General features: G+C 68.2%; 23 protein-coding genes. 11 read left to right on the forward strand and 12 right to left on the reverse strand.

Annotation, left to right across the window (positions count from 1 at the left end; all coding sequences use genetic code 11):
* Window positions 1-49: 49 nt before the first annotated feature.
* Window positions 50-889 carry a glycosyltransferase family 2 protein gene (locus FOH10_RS11455; RefSeq protein WP_143980693.1) on the forward strand — a complete coding sequence of 280 codons (840 nt, stop codon included), beginning with the start codon at window positions 50-52 and terminating at the stop codon, window positions 887-889.
* A 95-nt stretch (window positions 890-984) separates the two neighbouring features.
* On the opposite strand, the gene FOH10_RS11460 is transcribed toward FOH10_RS11455, so the two are convergent.
* Window positions 985-1,608, reverse strand: coding sequence for an MspA family porin (locus FOH10_RS11460; RefSeq protein ID WP_039813291.1), 624 nt, complete (start codon window positions 1,606-1,608; stop codon window positions 985-987).
* A gap of 81 nt (window positions 1,609-1,689) precedes the next feature.
* Window positions 1,690-2,706, reverse strand: coding sequence for a methyltransferase domain-containing protein (locus FOH10_RS11465; RefSeq protein WP_244961888.1), 1,017 nt, complete (start codon window positions 2,704-2,706; stop codon window positions 1,690-1,692).
* A gap of 89 nt (window positions 2,707-2,795) precedes the next feature.
* On the opposite strand from FOH10_RS11465, the gene FOH10_RS11470 reads away from it, so the two are divergent.
* The gene (locus FOH10_RS11470; protein WP_143980695.1) at window positions 2,796-3,359 is read left to right on the forward strand and encodes a dTDP-4-dehydrorhamnose 3,5-epimerase family protein; all 564 of its coding nucleotides are present in this window, start codon (window positions 2,796-2,798) and stop codon (window positions 3,357-3,359) included.
* On the opposite strand, the gene FOH10_RS11475 is transcribed toward FOH10_RS11470, so the two are convergent.
* Genes FOH10_RS11475 through FOH10_RS11490 form a run of 4 tightly spaced genes read right to left on the reverse strand, consistent with a single transcriptional unit; the run spans window position 3,334 to window position 7,044 of the window.
* Entirely contained in the window at window positions 3,334-4,371 is a 1,038-nt protein-coding gene (locus FOH10_RS11475; protein WP_143980696.1) for an NAD-dependent epimerase/dehydratase family protein, read from the reverse strand. The genes FOH10_RS11470 and FOH10_RS11475 overlap by 26 nt on opposite strands.
* Window positions 4,371-5,015: a PIG-L deacetylase family protein gene (locus tag FOH10_RS11480; RefSeq protein ID WP_143984021.1), complete on the reverse strand. Its 645-nt coding sequence runs from the start codon at window positions 5,013-5,015 to the stop codon at window positions 4,371-4,373. Before FOH10_RS11480 ends, FOH10_RS11475 begins: the two co-directional genes overlap by 1 nt.
* Window positions 5,012-5,794: a sugar phosphate nucleotidyltransferase gene (locus FOH10_RS11485; protein ID WP_029930653.1), complete on the reverse strand. Its 783-nt coding sequence runs from the start codon at window positions 5,792-5,794 to the stop codon at window positions 5,012-5,014. The genes FOH10_RS11480 and FOH10_RS11485 overlap by 4 nt, the downstream gene beginning before the upstream one ends.
* Window positions 5,795-5,799: 5 nt before the next feature.
* On the reverse strand, window positions 5,800-7,044 hold the full coding sequence (locus FOH10_RS11490; protein ID WP_143980697.1) for a class I SAM-dependent methyltransferase: 1,245 nt from the start codon (window positions 7,042-7,044) through the stop codon (window positions 5,800-5,802).
* A gap of 671 nt (window positions 7,045-7,715) precedes the next feature.
* Between FOH10_RS11490 and FOH10_RS11495 the strand changes: the two genes are divergently transcribed.
* From FOH10_RS11495 to FOH10_RS11505, 3 genes are all read left to right on the forward strand, one after another.
* The gene (locus FOH10_RS11495; protein WP_244961889.1) at window positions 7,716-9,077 is read left to right on the forward strand and encodes a sugar transferase; all 1,362 of its coding nucleotides are present in this window, start codon (window positions 7,716-7,718) and stop codon (window positions 9,075-9,077) included.
* Between the two features lie 89 nt (window positions 9,078-9,166).
* Window positions 9,167-10,393: a cytochrome P450 gene (locus FOH10_RS11500; protein WP_039813304.1), complete on the forward strand. Its 1,227-nt coding sequence runs from the start codon at window positions 9,167-9,169 to the stop codon at window positions 10,391-10,393.
* Between the two features lie 46 nt (window positions 10,394-10,439).
* The gene (locus FOH10_RS11505) at window positions 10,440-11,168 is read left to right on the forward strand and encodes a TetR/AcrR family transcriptional regulator (RefSeq protein WP_143980699.1); all 729 of its coding nucleotides are present in this window, start codon (window positions 10,440-10,442) and stop codon (window positions 11,166-11,168) included.
* Between the two features lie 48 nt (window positions 11,169-11,216).
* Here the strand turns inward: FOH10_RS11505 and FOH10_RS11510 are convergent, their stop codons facing one another.
* The gene (locus FOH10_RS11510) at window positions 11,217-11,423 is read right to left on the reverse strand and encodes a DUF397 domain-containing protein (protein ID WP_143980700.1); all 207 of its coding nucleotides are present in this window, start codon (window positions 11,421-11,423) and stop codon (window positions 11,217-11,219) included.
* The gene (locus tag FOH10_RS11515) at window positions 11,413-12,300 is read right to left on the reverse strand and encodes a helix-turn-helix domain-containing protein (protein ID WP_029930647.1); all 888 of its coding nucleotides are present in this window, start codon (window positions 12,298-12,300) and stop codon (window positions 11,413-11,415) included. The genes FOH10_RS11510 and FOH10_RS11515 overlap by 11 nt, the downstream gene beginning before the upstream one ends.
* Before the next feature lie 180 nt (window positions 12,301-12,480).
* Here FOH10_RS11515 and FOH10_RS11520 point away from each other — a divergent pair, with 180 nt between their 5' ends.
* On the forward strand, window positions 12,481-12,666 hold the full coding sequence (locus FOH10_RS11520; protein WP_039813309.1) for a hypothetical protein: 186 nt from the start codon (window positions 12,481-12,483) through the stop codon (window positions 12,664-12,666).
* A gap of 119 nt (window positions 12,667-12,785) precedes the next feature.
* Here the strand turns inward: FOH10_RS11520 and FOH10_RS11525 are convergent, their stop codons facing one another.
* Window positions 12,786-14,252: a threonine/serine exporter family protein gene (locus FOH10_RS11525; protein WP_143980701.1), complete on the reverse strand. Its 1,467-nt coding sequence runs from the start codon at window positions 14,250-14,252 to the stop codon at window positions 12,786-12,788.
* 68 nt (window positions 14,253-14,320) lie between these two features.
* Here FOH10_RS11525 and FOH10_RS11530 point away from each other — a divergent pair, with 68 nt between their 5' ends.
* A complete protein-coding gene (locus FOH10_RS11530) occupies window positions 14,321-16,249 on the forward strand; it encodes an acyl-CoA dehydrogenase family protein (RefSeq protein ID WP_143980702.1) in 1,929 nt (642 codons plus the stop codon).
* 516 nt (window positions 16,250-16,765) lie between these two features.
* Window positions 16,766-17,446 carry a phosphatase PAP2 family protein gene (locus FOH10_RS11535; RefSeq protein ID WP_244961890.1) on the forward strand — a complete coding sequence of 227 codons (681 nt, stop codon included), beginning with the start codon at window positions 16,766-16,768 and terminating at the stop codon, window positions 17,444-17,446.
* Between the two features lie 12 nt (window positions 17,447-17,458).
* Here FOH10_RS11535 and FOH10_RS11540 read toward each other — a convergent pair whose 3' ends face one another.
* The 3 genes from FOH10_RS11540 to FOH10_RS11550 all read right to left on the reverse strand — a co-directional run bounded on the left by FOH10_RS11540 (window position 17,459) and on the right by FOH10_RS11550 (window position 21,615).
* On the reverse strand, window positions 17,459-18,346 hold the full coding sequence (locus FOH10_RS11540) for an NERD domain-containing protein (RefSeq protein ID WP_244961892.1): 888 nt from the start codon (window positions 18,344-18,346) through the stop codon (window positions 17,459-17,461).
* Window positions 18,347-18,481: 135 nt separating this feature from the next.
* Entirely contained in the window at window positions 18,482-19,855 is a 1,374-nt protein-coding gene (locus FOH10_RS11545) for a DUF2252 domain-containing protein (RefSeq protein ID WP_143984023.1), read from the reverse strand.
* Window positions 19,856-19,920: 65 nt separating this feature from the next.
* Entirely contained in the window at window positions 19,921-21,615 is a 1,695-nt protein-coding gene (locus FOH10_RS11550; RefSeq protein ID WP_143984024.1) for a GMC oxidoreductase, read from the reverse strand.
* A 156-nt stretch (window positions 21,616-21,771) separates the two neighbouring features.
* Between FOH10_RS11550 and FOH10_RS11555 the strand changes: the two genes are divergently transcribed.
* The 3 genes from FOH10_RS11555 (at window position 21,772) to odhI (ending at window position 23,497) form a co-directional block, all read left to right on the forward strand.
* Entirely contained in the window at window positions 21,772-22,383 is a 612-nt protein-coding gene (locus tag FOH10_RS11555; protein WP_029930639.1) for a CDP-alcohol phosphatidyltransferase family protein, read from the forward strand.
* A 59-nt stretch (window positions 22,384-22,442) separates the two neighbouring features.
* Complete coding sequence (gene gcvH / locus FOH10_RS11560) at window positions 22,443-22,841, forward strand: glycine cleavage system protein GcvH (RefSeq protein WP_143980704.1); 399 nt, start codon at window positions 22,443-22,445, stop codon at window positions 22,839-22,841.
* A gap of 191 nt (window positions 22,842-23,032) precedes the next feature.
* A complete protein-coding gene (gene odhI, locus FOH10_RS11565) occupies window positions 23,033-23,497 on the forward strand; it encodes an oxoglutarate dehydrogenase inhibitor Odhl (protein ID WP_029930637.1) in 465 nt (154 codons plus the stop codon).
* Window positions 23,498-23,522 lie beyond the last annotated feature (25 nt).

Raw genomic sequence — 23,522 nt, forward strand, 5'->3', positions numbered from 1 at the left:
GCCACCGCGACCCGGTTACCACGGCATCGGTCACTACTGCTCAGGGGGAATGGTGGTTCAACTTTCGGTGTGCGTTCCGGCGTACAACTCCGCACGCACCCTCGAGACGACCCTGCGGTCGATACTCGACCAGGATGTCGAGATGGAGGTGGTCGTCCTGGACAACGCCAGCACCGACGAAACCTCCACCATCGCGAAGTCGTTCGACGACGCGCGGGCACGCCTGCACCGCAACGAGCAGACGCTGCCCATCGGCGAGAACTGGAACAGGGTGGTATCGCTGTCCACCGGGAAACTGGTGAAGGTGGTGTGCGCCGACGATATCCTGCTGCCCGGCGCGCTGGCCGCCCAGGAGGCGGTCATGGCCGACAACAGCATTGCCATCTGCTCGTCGAAATTCCAGGTGATCGACGAGGCCGGGGGAGTGGAGGAGACCGATCTGGGCCTGCCCGGCCTGCTCGGCGAGCACAGCGCTCGCACCCTCATGCGCGTGATCGTGCGCAGGGGGCCCGCCGAATTCGGCCCCACGGCCGCGGCCACCTTCCGGCGCGCCGACTTCGACCGGGTGGGCGGCTTCCGCGGTGATCTCGTCTTCCCGATGGATGTGGATCTGTTCGCGCGGGTGAGCGCCTTCGGGGCGTTCTACGGAATGCCGCAGCTCACCGCGGCCTGGCGCAATTCGAGCTTCAATCTGTGCAGCAGCACCTCGACGGTCAGCAAACTGACCGAGATGCTGCGGTTTCACCACCGGCTCGGGGCGGAATACCCCCACCTGGTGCGTCGCGGGGATGTGCTGGCCGGAGATCTGCGCCTGGCGCGGGCCGCCTTCGAGCGGCTGCGCATCCGCACGGTGGCGACGCTGCGCAACCGCCCGGATATGGTGCGCTGAAAGGTATTCGGCCGGCTTCCACGTGAGCGCGTCCCGGCCGCGGACGGCCGGGACGCGCTGAGATCACACCGTGACCGAGCTCGGATCCGCTGGGCTCAGATCGTCCACAGCGGCCCGTAGGTGATCACCGCATCGCCGCCCGCGCTGACGACCCGGACCCACGGCCGGATGGTGACCTGCCCGATCACACCGCTCACCGTCGCGTGCATACCGGACATGCGGATGAAGCCCTCGGAGCCGAACACATCGCCCCCGGCCGCCTCGACCGTCTGGATGCCGGGCCCGAAGCCCACCGCGAGTTCGATCCCCGCCTGCGGGATCAAACCGCCGAGGTTGACGCCCGGTGAATCGTCGAGTTCGACACCGAGACTGGGCGTCCACCACTGGAAGCGGATCTTGCCGTCCAGCGTCGCCGGATAGCCGACCTGGTAGCCGATGGTGATGTGCCCCTCCCAGTCCTCGGCGTGCGGCCCGCTGATGCGGTAGCTGGCCGTGCCGTGGTGGAACCACTCCCGGGTCAGGGGGTTTCCGTCCAGCGGTGGTACGAAGTCGATGCGTGTATCGGACTGGATCGCCTCGACGGTGCGATCCTGCCGGTCCAGAATGGAGCTGCTGCTGTCGATTCCGGCGAGGCCGGTACCGGAGCCCAACGCCAGACCGATGGTGACAGCGGCCGCGACGGCCATGGTGCGCACGGTGGCGCGATGCTTAACCTTCATCTCTCCCCAATTCCCTCATCAGGTGGTGCGGCTGAAACTGACGCTCTCACAACTGAAGCCAAGACGAACTCCGGTGTCTCATTACGGTTCCGGTATGTCCACCACCCACTTCCCATCCAGTTCGGGCCAGAGCGTCGCCACCTCCGGCAGCAGGTCCGCCACGGTCAGCAGTACCTGATCCGGTTGGGCGGCAACGAGTTCGGCGGGCGCGATGATCGGCACATCGGTTCCGGACATGCGGCGGCCCTGCTTCGCGGGCGAGGCGTCGGCGACCGCGGCCAGCAGGCCGCGGTGCACGCCCGCCAGGTGCAGCAGCGAAATCGCCCGGGAGGCAGCACCGTAGGCGTACACCCGGTGCCCACGCGCGTGCTCGCGTTCCAGCCAGACCCGCAGCGCGTGGGCCTGGCGATCGGCGTCACGCTGTAAGTGTCGCACCGCGTCCGCGTCGCCGAGCGTGGATTCGGTGGCCAGAATGGCCGCCACCGACTCGTCGGGCGTGATCGGCGCGTGCACCGCCGCGACCAGGATGGTGCCCCCGTAGAGATCGAACTCCCAGGCGGTCGCCACGCTCATCCCGGCCGCGTCGAGCAATCGGCGCAGCGCGGTCAGCGAGTAGTACGCGAAGTGCCCGTGCCGCAGGGCATTCCACTGCCCCTGCTCGACAATGGTGCGCAGCGAATGGAATTGCAGCAGCAGCACCCCGGTGGGCGCGGTGGCCGCCGCGCGCTGGGCGAAGGCCATGAGCTGATCGGGTTCGTGCATGATGCCGAAACAGTCGATCACCAGATCGGCCGGGCCGTCGGTCTCGGTGAAGCCGCGTTCGGCGAGCATCGGCAGCCAGCTGCCGCCGTGCGGGCTGCCGAACTCCCGCACCGTGCGCCCGCCCAACCAGCCCGCCGCCGCCACCCGGGCGAGGGCGTCGGCCGCCTGCTCCCGCAGGGCCAGCGGCTCCACGCCGCGCGGTTCGGCGGTATGGGTGTCGTCCTCGGCCAACTGGGCGAGCCCGCAGGCCGCGCACAGGTCCATGGCCAGCGGATGGCCGGACTCGTCGGCCTCCGGTGTCGCCGCCAGCATCGGAAAGTCGTCCGCGGCGGGCATTTTCCCGAGATCGAGGACCCGGGCCAACTCCGTGCCCCCGCAACCGCGACACCCGCGCGCCGTCGCCGTCCTCATGGCACCATGGCCCGGTGCGCATCGAACCGACCGAACTCGCCGACGTGCTGGTGCTGACCCCCGAGCCGCACCGGGACGACCGCGGGCTGTTCACCCGCACCTTCGACGCCGCGGAATTCGACGATTACCTGGGCGTACCCGGCGCGGCGGCGGCGTTCGTGCAGGACTCGCAGTCCCGCTCGGTGCTGGGCGTGGTGCGCGGGATGCACGGGCGATCCGGGCGCGGTGAGGCCAAGCTGGTGCGCTGTGCGCACGGGGCCGTGCACGACGTGCTGGTGGATATCCGGCCGGACTCGCCGACCTTCGGGCGACAACAGGCATTCCTCCTGGACGACAATGAGTTTCGGCACCTCTACGTACCGCCCGGCTTCCTGCACGGCTTCCAGGCGCTCACCGCGGTGGCCGACGTCTGCTACCGCATCGACCGGCCGCACGATCCGAGCGAGGATCTCGGCGTGGCCTATCACGATCGGGACCTGGCCATCGCGTGGCCGCGGCCGGTGACCGTGGTCTCCGGCCGGGACGCCGCCGCGGGATCCTGGCGGGACCTGCTCACCCATCTGCCGCCCCGATCCTGATCCGGCGCAGTTCGTCGTCGAGCGCACCGGCCGCGATCAGCGACTTCAGCCGCGCCAGCCGGGTGAAGGCGGCGAAGAACCGCTCCTCGGTGAGGCCGTGGCGCAGATACTCGGTGTAGAGCTCGGCCGCGCCGTCGGGAATGCGCCACTGCGCCTCGAAGCCCAATTCCCTTCGGGCATACGAGAAGTCGACCCGGTAGGAGCGCGGATCGCCGCCGCTCTCACCGGTGATGACCAAGCGCGATCCGGGCACCACGTCCACCACGGCCCCGGCGATCTCGGCGACCGTGCGGTTGTTGGCCTCGGAACCCACGTTGTAGGCCCGGCAGTGGATGGCCTCCACGGGCGCGGTCAGGCAGGTGGCGAAGGCGCGTGCGATGTCCTGGGCGTGCACCAGCGGCCGCCACGGTGTGCCGTCGGAGAGCACCTTCACCTCACCGGTGAGCACCGCGTAACCGACCAGGTTGTTGAGCACGATATCGGCGCGCAGCCGCGGCGAGAAACCGAACGCCGTGGCATTGCGCAGGAACACCGGCGAGAAGCCGGAATCGGCCAGCGCCGCCACATCGTCCTCGACCCGGACCTTGGATTCGGCGTACGGGGTGATCGGGCGCAGGGGCGCGGTCTCGGTCACCAGGCCGTCCCCGGCGGCCCCGTACACCGAACACGTGGAGGCGTACAGGAAACGGCGCACCCCGGCCTGTTTCGCCGACTCCGCCAACCGCACCGAGGCGTGATGGTTGATGTCGTAGGTGATGCTCGGGGCCAGCGCGCCGAGCGGATCGTTGGACAGCGCGGCCAGATGGATCACCGCGTCGAATCCGGCCAGCTGCGCCGCGGTCACGTCGCGTAGGTCGACCGCGAGCCCCGGCGGATCCTGCGGGGCATCGCCGAGGACGCAGTCGGCGAAGAAGCCGCTGTCCAGGCCCACCACCTCGTGTCCCTCGGCCCGCAGCACCGGCACCATGACGGTGCCCAGGTAGCCCTGATGTCCGGTGACGAGTACACGCATTACGCACCTCCGAATGTGATGGCCGCCTTCTCCAGGACGAATGCCTCCGCGTGCGGGGCGCGGCACTGCACGCCCCGCAGCCGGGACAGTCCGAGAAAGGACAGTTCGTCGAACCAGTCCCGATCCCGCTGGGACGGATAATGTTTCATGAGCAGCTCCGCCTTCCGTGCGGCCACCTCGGCCGAGAGCGGATGGAAGACAGTGGGTTTGGGAGTGTCGGTCTCCCACTTGAGGATCTCGTAGCCCAGCACCAGATGGTCGCGGAACTCGGTGGGGGCCAGTTCGGCCAGCAACCGATGGTCCTGATGGGCGTCCTCGCGCTGCGGGGCGAAGACCACGTCGGGATCGCCGCCGCGCCGTAGCCGGGCCACCGCGTCCTTGACGGGCTCCCAGTGCGCGGGGGCGCGGCCGTCCGGGACGTCGAGCACCTCCAGTTCGAGATCGGTTCCAGGGCAGAATGATTCGAGGGCGTCCTGTTCCTCGCGCGCCCGGTCGGTGCCGGCCCCGCTCAGTACCAGCGCGCGCACCCGCAATCCGCGCCGGGCCAGGGTCAGCAGGGTGCCGCCCAGGCCGATGGCGAGGTCGTCGCAGTGCGCGGCCAGTAGTGCGATCTCGCGGACCGACCCGGTATCGAGCCGGATCATGAGGCGGGCCGCTCCCACACCATCCACGGGCGGTCGCCCTGGTGGTATCCGGCATCGAGTTCGGCGCGCTCCTTGAAGGTGTCGGCCGGCTTCCAGAAGCCGTGATGCTGATACCCGAACAGCCGGCCCTGCGCGGCCAGCGCGCCGCAGGCGTCCTCCACCAGATCGCCGTTGCGCGGCAGATGCTCGAAGACCTCCTGGGTGAGCACGAAGTAGCCGCCGTTCTCCCAGATGGGCAGGTGTGAGACCGGGGTGATGTTCTTGACCTCGCCCGCGGAGTTCACATCCACGCAGTGGAAGGAGGACTGCGGGGGCACGATCATCATCGACGCCGCCGCACCGGACTGCTGGAACTTCGTGATCACCTCGTCCAGCGGCGCGTCGGTGAGCACGTCGGCGTAGTTGGCCAGGAAGTAGTGCTCACCCTCGAGATGTTTGCGCACCCGTCGCAGGCGTTCACCGATGGGCGATTCCACGCCGGTGTCGACGAAGGTGATGGACCAGTCGCTGATATCGGACTGGAGCAACTCCACCCGGCCGCCGCGGATGACGAAATCGTTGGACACCGACTCCTGGTAGGTCAGGAAGAAGTTCTTGATGTGCGCCGCGCCGTAGCCCAGGCACAGGATGAAATCCTTGTGTCCGAAGTGCGCGTAGTAGCGCATGACGTGCCAGATCAGCGGGCGCGGGCCCACCATCTGCATGGGCTTGGGCAGTACGTCCTCGGAGCCGTTGCGCATGCGCATGCCGTAGCCGCCGCAGAAGAGCACAACCTTCATCTCGCTTACCTCTCGGACTGATCCAGCGCGGCCACGGTCGTGTGCAGTTCCGGCAGCGGGTAGACGAGCTGTCCGCCCCAGCCGGTGACATGGCGCAGTTGCGCGGTGATCTCGGTTTCCAGATTCCAGGGCAGCACCAGCACCACGTCCGGGCGATCGGCGTCGATGCGCTCGGGGGGATGGATCGGGATGCGGGTGCCGGGCGTGAACCGCCCATGCTTGTAGGGATTGCGATCCACGGTGTAGGCCAGCAGATCGGTGCGGATGCCGCAGTAGTTGAGCAGGGTGTTGCCCTTGCCGGGCGCGCCGTAGCCCACCACCCGCTTGCCCGCGGCGCGGCAGTCGAGCAGGAAGCGCAGCAGATCCTGGCGCACCCGTTCGGTGCGCGGACGCAGTTCCAGGTAGCCCGCGACGGTGTGCAGGCCCGCGTCGGCCTCCCGCCGCAGCGCCTCGTCGACCCGCTCGCCCGGATGCGCCACCGCTTCGGGTCGCGCCCAGAGCCGCAATGAACCACCATGTGTGGTAAGCAGTTCCACGTCCACGACGGTGAGCCCGGCGGTCGCCAGGGCACGCTGCGCGGACAGCACGGTGTAGTACTGGAAGTGTTCGTGATAGATGGTGTCGAATTGACCATGGGTGACCAGCTCGAGCGCATGGTGGACCTCGATGGACAGCCAGCCGTCGTCGGCGAGCAGCTCCCGCAGGGCGCGGGTGAACCCGCGCAGATCCGGGATGTGCGCGTAGACGTTGTTGGCCACCACGAGATCGGCCGGACCGTGTTCGGCGCGTACCTTGGCCGCCAACTCCTCGTCGAGGAAGCCGGTGTGGGTCGGCACGCCCTTCTCGCGGGCGGCCGCGCCGACGTTCACCGACGGTTCGATGCCGAGGCAGTCGATGCCGGCCGCCACCGCGTGCTGGAGCAGGTAGCCGTCGTTGGAGGCCACCTCGACCACGAAGGAGCCGGGGCCAAGCCCGAGTCGCTCGGTCGCCGCCGCCACGAAGTCGCGGGCGTGACGCACCCAGCTGTCGGAGTACGAGGAGTAGTAGGCGTACTCGGTGAAGGTGTCCTCCGGCGTGATGAGCGCCGGGATCTGTAGTAGCAGACAGTCTTCGCACAGCCGCAGATGCAGCGGGAAGGTCGGCTCGGGAAGATCGAGTTCAGCCGCCGTCAAGAACTTCTCACAGGGCGGAGTGGCTCCGAGATCGAGCACACTGACCAATCTTTCGGAGTCACACAAACGACATTGCACGCAGATTCCCCACCTTTCACCGACACCGGCGACCGGCAACGCCCGATCTGCCCAGAGGGTCGGCTCGATCCGTCGTTACGTTACAACAGGATCGAGGGGGTCCGAGTGTTTGTTCAGAGGGCTTGGGGGTTATTAGGGAGTAAATTTCTGCGGCCCACAGAACCGAGCGTTCGGTCGGCAAACGTGGGAGTCGTGCAAATTAAGTGTTTCGCACCGATTTTCGGGTGATATGTTACGTCTGACCTGCTTGTTCCACCGTTAGGGGAACGATAGGGGAATTCCAGGAAACCGGTCGTGCCGGTTCCCGCAAATTTTCGGATACATTGGTACCCATGCGGTTTCGGTGACCGCCGTGGGTGGGGTGTGTAACATTCGGCTTCTGGCCGCCGAAACAATCGGTGGCCTCATCGGTTGTCATGCAGTGAAAGCCCTTGGGGAACCGGCGTCAGTCCGTGTGGAGCCGAGTGGAACTGATCAGTGGGGATCGGGACCGAGTTCTCCCGTGGGGGAGGTGCATTCGTTTCATGAGTTTCGAGGTTTCCGCCGGGCGTGCGCTGCGTACGGCCCGGCCGCCGCGGCCCCTGCCACGCTCGGACAGAGAGCGCTGGCAAGACGACTATGTCCGCAGACTGCGGTTCACCGATTTGCTATGCGTATGCCTGGCCGTCGGTGTGGCACAGGTGATTCGGTTCGGCGGACCCGCCGATCCGCCGCTGGCCGCCACCCTGCCGCTCGAGGTTCGCTACACCGTCGTGTCGGTGGTGCTCGCCCTGGCCTGGTATGCCGCGCTGGGCTTGAGCGGCGCTCGGTCGCCGCGCGTGATCGGTTCCGGCACAGAGGAATACCGGCGGCTGATCTCGGCGACGCTGCGGCTGTTCGGCGTCATCGCCATCGTGTCGCTGGTGCTGCGCGTGGATATCGCGCGCGGCTATCTCGCCATCGCCCTTCCGCTCGGTGTGCTGACGTTGATGCTGCAGCGGCGGCTGTGGCGGCGCTGGGTGTCGGGCCGTCGCGCCCGCGGCGGGTACCGGATCGGCGTACTCGTGGTCGGCAGCCGGGACGCGGCGCGGGCCATGGTGACCGCCTTCTCGCGCGATCCCAGCTGGGGCTACAACGTGATCGGCGTCTGCACCCCGCACGACGGCGAATTGCCCGATCCGGCACTGGAAGTCGGCGAGTTGGACATACCCGTGGTCGGTGACGACCGGTCGGTGCTGGACGCGGTGCGGCGCACCGGCGCGGACACCGTCGCCGTCACCGCCACCGACAAGCTCGGCCCCGCCGACTTCCGCCGCATGGCCTGGGAGCTGGATCCGCTCGGCGTGGAGCTGATCGTCACGCCCGGCCTGGTGGATATGGCGGGCACCCGGCTCACCCACCGGCTGGTGGCCGATATGCCCATGCTGCACGTGGAGAAGCCGCGCTACGACCGCGCCAAGTCGATTCGCAAGGCGGTCTTCGACCTCTGCTTCGCACTGACGGCCGTGGTGCTCATCGCCCCGGTGCTGGTGGCGATCGCGGTGGCCGTCAAGGTGGGCAGCCGCGGTCCGGTGTTCTACCTGTCCGAGCGGATCGGGCGGGACGGACGGCCGTTCCGCATGATCAAGTTCCGCAGCATGTACGTCGACGCCGACGCGCACATCCACGCGCTCATCGAATCGAACGGCGGCAACCCGGTGTTCTTCAAGATGCGTGACGATCCACGGATCACCCCCGTCGGGCGGTTCATTCGCAAGTACTCGCTCGACGAGCTGCCGCAGTTCTTCAATGTGCTCAGCGGTGAGATGAGCATCGTGGGGCCGCGTCCGCAGGTGCGGCGGGAGGTGGATTCCTACGACGGGGTCATGCGGCGGCGGTTGCTGGTCAAGCCGGGCGTCACCGGCCTGTGGCAGGTGAGCGGCCGGTCCGATCTGGCGCCCGAGGACGCCATGCGGCTCGATCTCTCCTATGTCGAGAACTGGTCCATGCTGCTGGACCTGCTGCTGGTCGCCAGGACGATCGGCGCGGTGACCAGGGGCGAGGGCGCGTACTGAGAATTCGGTGAACGGTATTTACTAATACCCGTTCACAAATCGGGTGTGGTGTGGTTCACTCCTTGGGAACGTGTTCCAGAGGAGGTTCCGTGTCCGCGCCGTCCATCCCCGCAGGCTTCGATTTCACCGACCCCGAGCTGTTCGCCCGGCGACTGCCCATCGAGGAGTTCGCCGAACTCCGCAAGACCGCGCCCATCTGGTGGAACCCGCAGCCCGACGGGGTCAGCGGGTTCGACACCGGTGGCTACTGGGTGGTCACCAAGCTCGACGACATCAAGGAGATCTCGAAGCGCTCCGACATCTTCTCCTCGGAGGAGAACACCGCCGTCATCCGCTTCAACTCCGACATCACCCGGGACGAGATCGAGATCCAGCGGCACCTGCTGCTGAACCAGGATCCGCCGCGCCACACCAAGCTGCGTCGCATCATCTCCAAGGGCTTCACCCCGCGCGCGGTGGAGTCGCTGCGCGCCGCCCTGCGGGAGCGCGCCGAGCGCATCGTGCACGAGGCCAAGAAGACCGGCGGCGGCGACTTCGTCGAGCAGGTCGCCTGCGAACTCCCGCTGCAGGCCATCGCCGAACTCATCGGCGTGCCGCAGGAGGATCGCGGCAAGATCTTCCAGTGGACCAACCAGATGATCTCCTACGACGATCCCGAGTTCGAGGGCGATCACAAGATGGCCACCGCCGAGGTCATGGGTTACGCCTGGAACCTGGCCGAGGAGAAGAAGAAATGCCCGATGGACGACATCGTGACCACGCTGCTGCAGGCCGATGTCGAGGGTGAGGCGCTGGCCTCCGACGAATTCGCCTGGTTCGTCATCCTGCTCGCGGTCGCGGGCAACGAGACCACCCGCAATGCCATCACCCACGGCATGAAGGCGTTCGTCGACCACCCGGACCAGTGGGAGATCTACAAGGAGCAGCGCCCGCGCACCGCGCCCGACGAGATCGTGCGCTGGGCCACCCCGGTGGTGTCCTTCCAACGCACCGCTCTCGAGGACACCGTGCTGAGCGGTATCGAGATCAAGAAGGGCCAGCGCGTCGGACTGTTCTACTCGGCCGCCAACTTCGACGAGGACCACTTCGACAATCCCTTCCAGTTCGACGTGCTGCGCACGAACAACCCACATGTCGGCTTCGGCGGCACCGGGACGCATTACTGTGTAGGTGCCAACCTGGCCCGGTTGGAGATCGACCTCATGTTCAACGCCATCGCCGATGTGATGCCGAACCTGCGCCAGATCTCCGAACCGGTCCGCCTGCGCTCGGGCTGGCTGAACGGAATCAAGAGCTGGCAGGTCGCCTACGAGTGAGCGGTCGGACCGCGCGCCCGGCCACCCGGTTCGATTGGGAGACAGCATGACCGACACGCGACGCCGCGGCCGGGTGCCCGCGGTCAGCGACGCCGACATCCGCCGCGTCGCGCGGTCACTGCTGGTCGACCAGGGGCCCGACGCGGTGACGCTGCGGGCGATCGCGCGGGAGCTGGGCATCACGGCTCCCGCGCTCTACCGCTACTACGAGAGCCGCGACGATCTGATCGCGGCGGTGCGCCTGGACGTGTGCGCGGATCTGGCCCGTGATATGGCCGCGGCGCTCGAGGGGGAGCCCGACGACGCCATGGTGCGGTTCTTCGGCGTCTGCCGCGGTTTCCGGCGCTGGGCCCTCACCCATCCGCGGGAGTTCACGCTGGTCTTCGCGTCTCCCACCGGAGCCGGAGCGCCCAGTGCCATGCGGCAATTCGGTGAACCGGTCGGTCGCCTGTTTCTGGAGGCGGCGGGTCGCCTGCTCGCCGACTACGAGGTCGTCACCCCGCCCGTGGCGGCCATCCCCGCGGAACTGCGCGACGATCTGATCCGCTTCCAGACCGATCTGCTCGCGGTACTCGCCGAATCGGGCCAGAAATTCCCGGCCGAGAAGCTCGACCTGGGCGTCAGCTACGTGATGATCCAGTTCTGGGCCCGCCTGTACGGCCACGTCACCCTGGAAGCCTTCGGCAACTACCCCATCCACGTCACCCACCCGGACGTGCTCTTCGACGCCACCCTCGCCGATATCGGCCGCAGCATCGGCCTGCTGAACGAATAGGAGAGGTACTCGGGGGCAAGGGATTCCCGAGTACCTCTCGCCGATGGGTTACAGACGGTCGAACTCGCCGGAACGGACGCCGGTGACGAAGGCGTCCCAGGCGACGGGGGCGAAGATCAGGGCGGGGCCGGTCGGGTCTTTGGAGTCTCGGACGCCGACCGCGCCGTTTGCCAGGTGTGCGGTTTCGACGCACGCTTCCTGGTTCGCTGAGCGGGAACTCTTGAACCACCGTGCCGCGGACAGGTCATTGCTCACGCTGCTTGCTCCTTGCTGTGTGGGTTACCAGATCTCTGGTGTCGCTCTCATCCAACGCGACGCGTCGTATCTCTGCAATAGCCGCTCTGTACTGCTGAATCTCGTTGTCGCGGTCCAGGTATAGAGCGCCGGTGTATCCCTCCACGTAGACAACCGGGGGTTCGGTCCACTTGGTCTCCCGGTGCAGTGGGAACTCCAGGAATACGAAGTGGCCCACCTGTAGCCCGATCCAGCTGTCGACGCTGTAGGGGATTACCCGAATCGATACGTTTCGACGCCTGCCAATCTCCAGCAAGTGCGCGAGCTGGTCGGCCATCACTCCCGGACCGCCCACCTGATGGTGCAGTGCGGACTCCGACAGCAGCACGTTCAGCTCGAAACCCGAATCGTGCAGGCGCTGTTGTCGTTTGGTCATGAGTTCGACGCGCCGCTCCACCTCGGCCGTGGGCATCTGCGGGTGGACGGTCCACACCATGGCGCGCCGGTAGTCGGCCGTCTGCACCATGCCGGGCAGCAGCGTGAGCTGAAACATGGTGAGGCGCTTGGCCGCTTCCTCCAGACCCATGTACAGGTCGAAGTGACCGGGCACGGCGTCACCGTAGGAATGCCACCATCCGGTTCGCTTGGTTTCTGCTACGAGTCCCAGCAACGCCGCCGTATCGTCGTCGGAGGCCCCGTAGAGCACGCACAGGGCCCGGATGTAGATGTCCTTGAGCTTCACCGACTGCCCGCCCTCGAGCCGCCACATGGTCTGCGCGGACACCTCGATGGTGCGGCAGGCCGCGGCCACCGAGACGCCCGCGTCCTCGCGCAGGCGGCGCAGCTGTCGGCCCAGCATGCGGCGGGGAACTGTGGAGCCGGAACCACCTTCGGTCATTAGCGAACCTCATGAGGGTGTGCGATTTTGGAATGATTTTCGCAGCGGGATTGGAAGACCGCGGAAGTCTTCGCCAATGTCCGACACCGAAATCTTCCAGCACGCGACACCGCGGTGTCTACTGGAAGTGTGCCCACGGACCGGCAACCCGTCAGACACGAAAGGGAAGGGGCGACAAGGATGTACGGCATTCCGCCGACCAACCACAGCGCCGTGCCCGTCATGACCGTGGGCTACGCCCACCTCATCATGCAGACCCATATCGACTGCCCCAGTCTGGCCTGCCCGGTGAAACGCCAGGCCAAGTCCCGTTTGGTGGAGGCCAAACACCTGATACCGGCGGGTGCGCCGTCCGCACCCGCCTGATCCGCCCGAACCTCCCGCTCCGGCCGCGGTCGACGTGAAAAGGCCGGGTGGGCAAGGAAATACCCCCGGAGCACGATCCTGTCGTCGGATCGGTCGTACGGCTCCGGGGGTTTTCCGGGTCAGGCCACCGGACGCCGCGGTCGGATGCGCGGGCGGCGAATGGTGCCGAAACGCTGCAGAATTCGCGGTTGCCGCAGCGAGCGGGCGAACCATTCACCGAGGGTGACACCGGCCGCGAGGGCGCCGCCCACCGCGAAGGCGGTGAACAACTGGTTCAGGCCGAACAACTGCTGATCGTTGAGCAGCGAATGCAGGCCGCGATACACCTTGAGGCCAGGCAGCAGCGGCGTGATGCCGGCCACCGCGATGACCAGGGGCGGAGTCAGGGCGCGGCGGGCGACCAGACCACCGGCCAGGCCCACCACGGTGGCCGCGGCCCCCGAGGAGATGATCGGTCCGAAACCCGAGTTCTGGACGAGGAGGAAGCAGATGGTCGCCGCGGCACCGCTGAAGGCGGCCGCGGTGAGCGCCCGGCGTTCGGCGTAGCACGCCAACGAGAACGCCACCGAGGCGATCGCGCCCGCCGCGAGCTTGAGCGGCCAGTTGGTGATATCGCGGGTCGCGGTGGTATCGATCGCCGGCACCGTCGCGCCCAGGATCTCGGCCAGACGCAACGCCAGCACGATGCCGCCGATGATGCCGCAGGTCATCATGATGACCTCGAGCATGCGGGCCGCCGCCGTGATGGGCGCGCCGGTGATCGCGTCCTCGACCGAGCCGACCAGTTGCAGACCGGCCAGCAGCACCGCGATCCCCGCGGCGATGATGAGCGACGGATCCATCTTCAGATGACCGGCGTAGGTGGCGACGGCTATCGCGGGAATCGCGGCGATGAAGCCGCCCACCATGTGCTGGAAGAAGAAGGGCAGACCCTTGCGGTTGAGGATCCGGTTGGTGCGGTCGATGGCGGTGGTGGCGGCGAAGCTCAGCACGCAGACCAGCCAGCCGCCGCCCAGCAGCAGCCCGATCGCCGCCGCCATGAGCGCCCAGCCGAAGGTGGAGACCCAGCGCTTGTAGGGGTGCGGCGCGGTGGTGATGGCCTCGAGCGCCGCCAGGGCCTCCTCCGGCGGCACCAGTTCCCGGCGGATGCGCCGGGTCAGCCGGTCCACGGCCGCGAGCCGGGTGAAGTCCAGCGACCGATAGTGCACCACCCGCATGGTGCTGGCGGGCGGCAGCTTCGGGCCGCGATCGACGGAGATGCGGATGGAGTTGTAGGTGACGTCGACATCGATCTGGGACAGGCCGTAGGTGGCGGCGATGAATTCGATCTGCGTCGTGGTGTCCATGACACTGGTGCCTGCCGCGAGCACGACCTCGCCCACCCGCTCGGCCAGGTCGAGCACCTCGGTGACGCTGGCGTCGTCGGTGAGATCGATCGGCTGCAGTGGCGAGGGTGCCTCGACCACCGCGTCGACGGTGGCGATCCGGTCGGCGAGCAGGCGATCTATTGCCGCCGCGAACCGGCGCTGCCACCAGGCGGTGCGCACGGGCGCATCCTCCGCTCTGGTTGCCAGATCGTTGCTCATGATGGAGAAAAATACACGGTGCGGGAGATCACCCGGTCGAGCGTAACCGCCACAGTAGGGTGGCGAATATGGCGACCGACGACGATCGGACAGTGGACGAACTACGCGCGGCCCTGGACGGCCCCTGGCGAGAGATCCGCGAGAAGGCACGCGAACACCTCGACGACGATCGGCTCTACGGCGATCCCTCCCTCGATATGCGGGCCGCCCGCGCCCGCGTGCTGGAGCAGATGCGCCTGGTCTCGACCTTCGGCTGGGCCGAGAAGGGCTTCCGGCTCGAGCACGGCGGCGGCAACGATCCCGGCGGGGCGGTCACCGCCCTGGAGATGCTGGCCTACACCGACCTGTCGCTGTGGGTGAAATGCGGTGTGCAGTGGGGACTTTTCGGCGGTGCGGTGGAGAACCTCGGCACCGAGCGGCACCAGACCTACGTCGAACAGCTCATCACCCTGGACCTGCTGGGCTGCTTCGCCATGACCGAAACCGGTCACGGCAGCGATGTGGCCAATCTGCTGACCACCGCCACCTACGATCCGGCGACCCAGGAGTTCGTGGTGCACAGCCCGACTCCCGCCGCCCGCAAGGACTACATCGGCGGGGCGGCCGAACACGCCCGTATGGCAGCGGTTTTCGCGCAGCTGATCACCGGCGGTGAGAGCCGGGGCGTGCACTGCTTCCTGGTGCCCATCCGCGACGACCAGGGCAACGACCTGCCCGGCGTGACCACCTCCGACTGCGGCCTCAAAGGCGGCCTGCCCGGCGTCGACAACGGCCGGATCATGTTCGACCAGGTGCGGATTCCGCGCGAGAACCTGCTCAACCGGTACGCCGACGTGGCGCCGGACGGCACCTACCACTCCGACATCGAGAATCCGAGCCGCCGCTTCTTCACCACACTGGGCACGCTGGTGCGCGGCCGGGTGAGCGTGGGCGGCGCGGCGGCGGCCGGTGCGCGCGTGGCGCTGAGCATCGCGGTGCGCTACGCCGAACGGCGTCGCCAGTTCGACGATCCGGATACCGGCGAGGAGACCCTGCTGCTGGACTACCGCAGCCATCAGCGCCGCCTGCTGCCGCTGCTGGCGCGGTCCTACGCGCTGGCCTTCGCGCAGAACGACCTGGTGCGGCGCATGCATCTGGTGCAGACCGGACAGGACGTCGATCCGGGTGCGCAGCGCGCGCTGGAGAAGCGCGCGGCCGGACTCAAGGTCGCGCAGACCCGGCACGCCACCCGCGCCATCCAGGAGTGCCGCGAAGCATGCGGCGGAGCGGGTTACCTGACCGAGAACCGACTGGTCACCCTGAAGGCCGACACCGACGTGTTCACCACCTTCGAGGGTGACAACGTGGTGCTCACCCAACTGGTGGCCAAGGAGTTGCTCACCGCCTACTCCGATGAGGTGCGCGATCTCGACGCGCTGGGCTGGGTGCGCTTCGCCGCCACCATGACCCGCGACGTGGTGCGCGACGTGACCGGGGTGCGCCAGCTCATCCAGCGCCTGCGCGACCGCTCCGACCAGGGCGTCGACGATGGAGACCTGGCCCGCCGCGACGTGCAGCTGCAGCTGTTCGCCGATCGCGAGGACTACCTGACCCGCACGGCCGCGCACCGGCTGCGGGCGCGTGCCGCGGACACCGGACCGTTCGAAGCGTTCAACAATGCCCAGGACCACATTCTGGCGGCGGGCACCGCGCATATCGACCGCATCGTGCTGGAGGCGTTCATCGAGGGCATCGCCGCCATCGAGGACGAACAGGCCCGCGCGCTCGCCGATTCGGTATGCGATCTGTTCGTGTACACCGTGCTGGAGGAGAACCAGGCGTGGTTCATCATGCACCGCTTCATGTCGGTGGAGCGGGCCAAGGCGGTGCGCCGCGGGGTGAACGAACTCGTCGACCGGCTGCGGCCGCACGCGACCACCCTGGTGGGCGGCCTCGGCGTGCCCGAGTACATGCTGCGCGCCGCCATGCTCACCGATCCGGCGGCGGTATCGAACTGAGCCGGACCGCGGATCGCGCGCGGAGTCGGATCGCGCACTGAGTCGGATCGCGCGCGGAGTCGGATTGTGCGCGGAGTCGGATCCTGCATGCGGCCAGCGGCGTCACCGCGCCCAGGGCGGTCGCGACGGTGGCCGCATGCGCCGCGGCGGCGGATTCCGGCCGCTGGCACGCGTGGACGGCTGGGGCTGTCCGCGGCCCGGCTCGTGCGTGCTGCGGCCTGAATCGTGGGTGCTGCGGCGGGATCGTGCGTGCTGCGGCGGGATCGTGTGTGGCGCGGCGGGATCGTGTGTGGCACGGCTCAGTCGCGTGTGCCGCGGCCGAATCGTGCTCGGACCGAATCGTGCTTGGACCGGGTTGGACCGAATCGTGCTTGGACCGGGTTGTGCTCGGACCGGGTCGCGCTCGGGCCGGGTCGGTGTCGAGACGGGCCGCGCGGCTCTCAGCGCGCGTCGGGCGCGCCGGGAGCGGCCGGGGCGACACCATGGCCGCGAGCGCCGGGGCTAGGGTGCGGATTCGTGTCCGCTGAGTCTCCATCCGCCGGCCCGCCCGTCGTTCGCACGGCGGGCGGGGCGGCGCTGTCGCTGCTGGCGCTGAGTGCGGCGCTGCTCACCGTGGTCGTGCCGCTGACGTTCCCCGCTGGAAAGGGACCGACCGGTTTGGACAGCTGGCTGGCCGCGCGGCTGCCCGACCGGGCCGACCTGTACGAGATGCTGGCATTTCCCGGCACCGCCTGGGCGGTGCTGCCGCTCCTGGCCGCCGCGGCGCTGTGGTTCGCGCGGCGGCGGCTGTGGTGGCGGGCCGGATTCGTGCTGCTCGCACCGGAATTCGCGGTCGTCGTGAACACCTGGGTGCTCAAACCGCTGTGGGACCGGCCGCTGCACGACTATCTCGCCTATCCCAGCGGGCATACCGTGCACCTGGTCGCCGCGGTCACGGCCGTCGCACTCGCCGCCGACCATCGCGGCTTCCGCGTGGCGGCGGTGGGGGTCGGTGCGGTGGTGCTGGCCGGGGTGACGGTCGGCATGGTGGGACTCGGGTACCACTACGTCACCGATGTGGTCGGCGGTGCCGCCGCGGCCGTCGCGCTGGTGGCTGTCCTCTATATCCCGGTGCGCCGCTATCTCCCGGTGCGCCGCATCGCGCTGCGCGCCGACGGTACGCCACGCGCGCCCGGCGACCCGGCCGTTCAGCCGTAGGTCAGCAGCGCCTCAGCCGTAGGTCAGCAGCGCCGCGAGCACGAACCAGATCACCCACACCGCCGCCACCACCATGCCGATGGTCAGCAGCACCCGCATGACGCTGCCGCCGACATCGAGTTCACCGGACCGGCGCGGATACAGCTTCCAGGGGCTGTACCACGGCGCGGGCACCGACATGATCCGGCGGTGCGGGCGTTCGGCCTCGCGTTCCAGCCGGGCCTGCTCCTCGGCGTAGGCCTCGGCCTGCGCCTGCTGCGGGCCGCCGTGCCACAGCGTGACGTCCACCGGGCCGAGGAAGCCCTCGTTCAGCAGATCCTGCGGGGCGGGCAGATACGGCAGGATGCCGAGCCCGCGGAACGCCCACGCCACATCGTTGGCCGACCACTGCGGGCGGCCGCGCGAGGCGATGGAGTCGAAGTACTCGCGCAGGCGGGCGGGGTCGTCGCCGAGCAGCACCTCGAAACTGGGGTCGCTCCACAGCTGGCGCACCCGCACCTGGGAACCGGGCGGCGGCACCACCAGCACCGCGCCGTGCACCACGCGCTGTCCCAGCCCGCGTTCGGCGAACCAGTTCTGCAGGGCGAAGGTGTGATCGCGGGACTTGTCCAGGGGGGTGCGGCGGTCGCCGCCCTCGAAGTTGATGATCTTGTCGGCGCCACGCCAGGGACCGCTCAGCGGCACCTCCAGCTCACCCTCGAGCCGTTCCACCAGCGCCTCGGCCTCGATCACCACGCAGCTGGTCGGCGTCCACACCACCGCGTCGAAGGGGTAGAGCCGATCCCCGTGGAAGAGGCTGCAATTCACGGTGGCCACGCCGTGCGGATCGCCGCGGCCCTTCCAGGTGCGCAACCAGTCGATCAGCACCTTCTCGGCATGGGTGCCGGCGGTGTTCTGCACTCGAACGAGCATCGGCTTCGCACCCTTCTCGTCGATCGATAGTCGAAATGGTACGGAGGGACGGACCCTCCCGGACGGATTTTGCCGTGGGCCGTGTGTCGCCCAGCGGCAGGTCAGACGGTGTCGGAAGGGTGGTCAGGAGGTCTCCGCGGCGATCCGACCGGTCCGCACCGCGGTCGCCAATTCGGCGTGATCGGCCTCGGCGCGGTCCGCGTACCGCACCGCGAAGGCGGCCACCGCGTCATCGAACTCCTCCCCGTTCGCGAGATAGCCCGCCAGCAGCCGCGGATCGACCGAGCGCGCATGCGCGCGCGCCAGCAGCGCCCCGGCCAGGCGGCCGTAGTCGTCGAGGTGGTCCGGTTCCAGCGCCGACGGATCGATACCGCCCTTGAGATTGCGGAACTGCCGCACGATGAACGGGAGCTCGCGGCCGTCCAGCGTGAGCGTGGTCCAGCCCAGCAGGATATCGGTCTCGGCCTGAACGGCCCTGGCCCCCTGCACGATTCGCTCACCCTCGTGCCGCGCCGGGACGGCGGGCAGGTAGGGCGCGAGAGCCGCCGGCGCGGCCTGCTTGAGCTGGAGCACCAGCACCTCGTCGCCATTGCCGTGCAGCAGCGCCAGATAGCTGTGGAAGCCCACACTGCCGGTGCCCACCACCCGGAAGGCGATATCCGAGACCGAGAACCGGGTGATCAGCCGCCGCCGCGATTCGCGCAGCGTGCCCACGTATCCGGTCAGGCCGTCGATCACCGCCTCGGCCACCGCCGGATCCACCGTGCTGAGCACCGGCGGGTCGGGAACGAAGGTGCGCTTGCCGATGCCGGTCTCGTGATCCTCGATCTCGGTCCACTTGCGCGCCACCTTGGCGCTGGTGTTCTTGCGCGCCTTCTTGGCCGCCCGCTGGAAATCGTCGAGCAGGGCGTCGGCGCGGGTGCGGCCGATCGCCGATTCGTCGGCCAGTGCGGTCCAGGAGGTCAGGAACGGCATCTCGGCCAGCGCGCCCACCGCGAGCCGGTAGGAGCGGGCGGCATCGCGTGCCGCGATGCGGCAGTCGTCCTCGCTCGCGTCGCCCTCACGTCCGGCCAGCACCAGGCTGGCGGCCAGCCGCTCCAGATCCCACTCCCACGGACCGCGCACGGTCTCGTCGAAATCATTGATGTCCATGACGATCTCACCGCGTTGACCGCCGTAGAGGCCGAAGTTGGCGGCGTGCGCGTCACCGCACAGTTGGGCGTCCAGACCGCTCACCGGGGCGGGCGCCAGATCCGCCGCCATCAGACCGGCGCAGCCGCGGAAGAACGCGAACGGCGAGGCGACCATGCGGCCCATCCGCAGCGGGATCAGATGGTCGAGCCGACCGCGATTGCTGGCCTCGAGGAAGTCGAGCACGCCGGGGCGGTCGGGAGCGACGGCATCCCGGTCCCGCGCGGACAGCGGAGTGCGCTCGCGCAGCGCCCGGCCCCGGGCCAGCACCTCATCCGCCGCGACGGGGGAGCGGAAGTCGATCATGTTGGCGCACACGAGATGCCAACCTACCCGCGCCCACTCGCCGCGTCATCCCGGCCGCCCCGGGGTCAGTGCCCCGACACCGGCGCATCGGTCGGGAAGATGGGCAGTCGCAGCGCGCCGGGCGCGGTGTCCGGCACCGTCGGACGCCGGGGCGCGACCGGGGCGATGCGCCGGTACGGCTGTCCCAGTTCCGGGCGCGGATCGGGCTCGCCGCGATTGGGCCAGAACGCCATGGCCCGCTCCGCCTGCGCGGTGATGGTGAGCGAGGGGTTCACGCCCAGATTCGCGGTCACCGCCGAACCGTCGGCGATGTGCAGGCCCGGATGGCCGAAGACCCGCTGATACGGATCGACCACGCCGGTGTTCGGATCGGTGCCGATCACGCAGCCGCCGATGTAGTGGGCGGTGGCCGGGATATTGAACACGTCCATGATCAGCGAGTGCACATCGCCGTCGACCTTCTCGCCGAAGCGGCGGCCCACGTCGTGGGCCAGCGGGATCCAGGTCGGGTTGGGTTCGCCGGTGCCCTGGCGGGTCTTGAGCTGCCCCCATCTGCGGAAGGAGGTCAGCGAATTGTCCAGCGACTGCATGACCAGCAGGATCACCGACTTCTCCGAGGCGCGGTGGGCGTTGAGACTGCGCGCGAAGACGATCGGGTGCAGCAGGATGGCCAGCAGGAAGCGCAGGAAGCGGAACGCCCCGCCGTCCACGATGGGCACCGACAGCGGGAACAGCCCGTTCTGCCCCTTGCCGTAGTGGCAGACCTCGATATGGGTGTTGGGCTCGGGATGGATGGACGAGGTGATGGCGATGCCCTGGGCGAAATCGTCGCGCGCCTTGCTGACCACATTGAGAATGGCCTCGGAGTTGGAGCGGGTCAGCTCACCCAGCCGCGGCGAGAGCCGGGGCAGCACCCCTTCGTCGCGCATCTGGTGCAGCAGCTTCTGGGTGCCGAGCGCGGCCGCGGCGAACACCACCTGTTCGGCGGTGAAGACCTTGCGCCCCTTGCGGATCCAGCGGTCGGAGCGCTGGGTCTCGATGGCGTACCCGCCGCCCGCGATGGGCCGCACCCGGGTGGCGGTGGTGAGTTCGAAGACGTGCGCCCCGGCCTGTTCGGCCAGGTAGAGGTAGTTCTTCACGGTGGTGTTCTTGGCGTTGTGCGGGCAGCCGGTGAAGCAGCGCGCGCAGTGCACGCAGCCGCTGCGGCGCGGTCCGACGCCGCCGAAGTACGGGTCGTCCACCTCCGCGCCCGGATTCTCCTCGTTGAAGAACACGCCCACCCGGGTGGGGTGGAAGGTGTCGGCGACCCCGAGATCCTCGGCGACGGAACGGATCACGTCGTCGGCGGGCGTCAGGCGCGGATTCGGTTCCACCCCGAGCATGCGCTGGGCCTGGTCGTAGTAGGGCGCGAGTTCGGTCCGCCAGTCGGTGATGTGCGCCCACTGCCGGTCGGCGTAGAAGTCCGGCAGTGGCTCGTAGAGGGTGTTGCCGTAGATCAGCGAGCCGCCGCCCACCCCGGAGGCGGAGAACACCGCGCACTTGCCGAGCACGCTGATCCGCTGGGTTCCGGTCATCCCGAGTCGTGGCGCCCAGATGGATTTGCGCACATTCCAGTTCGTCTTGGGCAGGTTCTCCGGGGTCCAGCGGCGGCCGGACTCCAGCACCGCCACCCGATATCCCTTCTCGGTCAACCGCAGCGCGCTCACGCTGCCGCCGAATCCGGAACCGATCACAACGACGTCGTAGTCGAAGTCGGGCATGCTCTTCCTCTCGCGCAGCACCCAGTGGAAATGAGACGAATCGAAACTCATTCTCTCATTCGAAGACTATGGCAGCGACCATACTGTGATCCAACCACGCCCGGTGGTCGGCGTGCCCGGATGGCGATAACACCGTGATTGAGGTATGCACGGCCTGTGACATCCGAACGGAACGCCGAATCGGTGTTCGGCGACCGCATTCTGACCGTGCCGAACGTGCTCAGCGTCATCCGGCTGGTCGGCGTTCCGGTCTTCCTGTGGCTGCTGCTGGTGCGGGAGGCCGACGGGTGGGCGTTCGCGCTGCTGGTGGTCAGCGGGGTCACCGACTTCCTGGACGGCAAGCTGGCGCGCCTTCTCGACCAGTCCTCCCGGCTGGGCGCGCTGCTGGACCCGCTGGTGGACCGGCTCTACCTGGTGGCGACGCTGGGCGGCTTCCTGATTCGCGGCATCCTGCCCTGGTGGGTGGTGGCGATACTGATCGGCCGGGATGTGATCTTGACGGTCACGCTGGGGGTGTACAAACGGCGCGACCTGCCCCCGCCCGAGGTGATCTACCTGGGCAAAGCCGCCACCTTCGCGCTCATGTCGGCGCTGCCGTGGCTGCTGGCCGGTCAGATGGACTGGGCGGCCGCGGGTTTCGGGGCGGCCTTCGGCGGGGCACTATTGGTCTGGGGCACGGTGGTCTACGTGTGGACAGGCATCCTCTACGTCGGCAAGGCGGTTGCCGTGGCCCGCGCCGTACCGGCCGTGCCACGGGTCACCCCGTAGCGGCTAGGGTGTTGCCGACACAACGACAACTCGGGAGTACATCTGTTGAAAGGACGCCTGTGACCGACCTACCCCAGGATCTGCGCTACACCGAGGAACATGAATGGGTGGCCAAGGTCGGCCCGACCCGGGTGCGGGTGGGCATCACCGACTACGCGCAGTCACAGCTCGGTGACGTCGTATTCGTGCAGCTGCCGGAGGTGGACAAGGATGTGGCAGCCGGGGACAGCATCGCGGAGGTGGAGTCGACCAAGAGCGTGAGCGACATCTACGCGCCGCTGGCCGCCAAAGTCGTTGCCGTGAACGAAGATCTGGTGTCCTCGCCCGAGACGATCAATTCCGATCCCTATGGCGACGGCTGGATGTTCGAACTCGAGCTCGATGATGCCGACGGTGTGGACGCGGTACTCGGCGAGCTGCTGGATGCCGCAGGTTATCAAGGAGTTATCGGGGGCTGAAGGAGCCTTCACAGTTCTACCTGCACGGGCACGCCCCGGCAGGGTACGGTCAATGCCAACAGATGATCCGGCAGCCGGTGCTCGGAGTTTTCGCACCTCACCCGTCCGAGGGCGAGAGCGGCCCCGGTGGCCGAGTAGCTGAAGGCATCAACTGCTTGCATGGATTATTCGGTTCGAGGAGGAGAGCAAGGGTGAGCGAGCACAAAGACCCGGTTTACGGGGAGAGCGCGGCTGAGACCACATCGGTGTTCCGCGCTGATTTCCTGAACGAGGTCGAACCTCGCACCGAGCAGACCGGCGAGCAGCCGGTAGGGGTCGAGGGTCTGCCCGCGGGGGCGGCCCTGCTGGTTGTGAAGCGCGGCCCGAACGCCGGTTCGCGATTTCTGCTGGATCAGCCCACCACGTCCGCGGGGCGCCACCCCGACAGCGACATCTTTCTCGACGATGTCACCGTCAGCCGCCGCCACGCCGAGTTCCGGCAGGACGACGACACCTTCCAGGTGGTCGATGTGGGCAGCCTGAACGGCACGTATGTGAATCGGGAGCCGGTGGACTCCTCGGAGCTGCAGAACGGCGACGAGGTGCAGATCGGCAAGTTCCGGCTGGTCTTCCTGACCGGTCCGCGTCCGCAATCGAGTGACGCGGGCGCGCTATAGGACCGAGCGGAATGACAGGCGCAGC

The organism is Nocardia otitidiscaviarum, assembly GCF_007362295.1.
GTDB classification, from domain to species: domain Bacteria; phylum Actinomycetota; class Actinomycetes; order Mycobacteriales; family Mycobacteriaceae; genus Nocardia; species Nocardia otitidiscaviarum.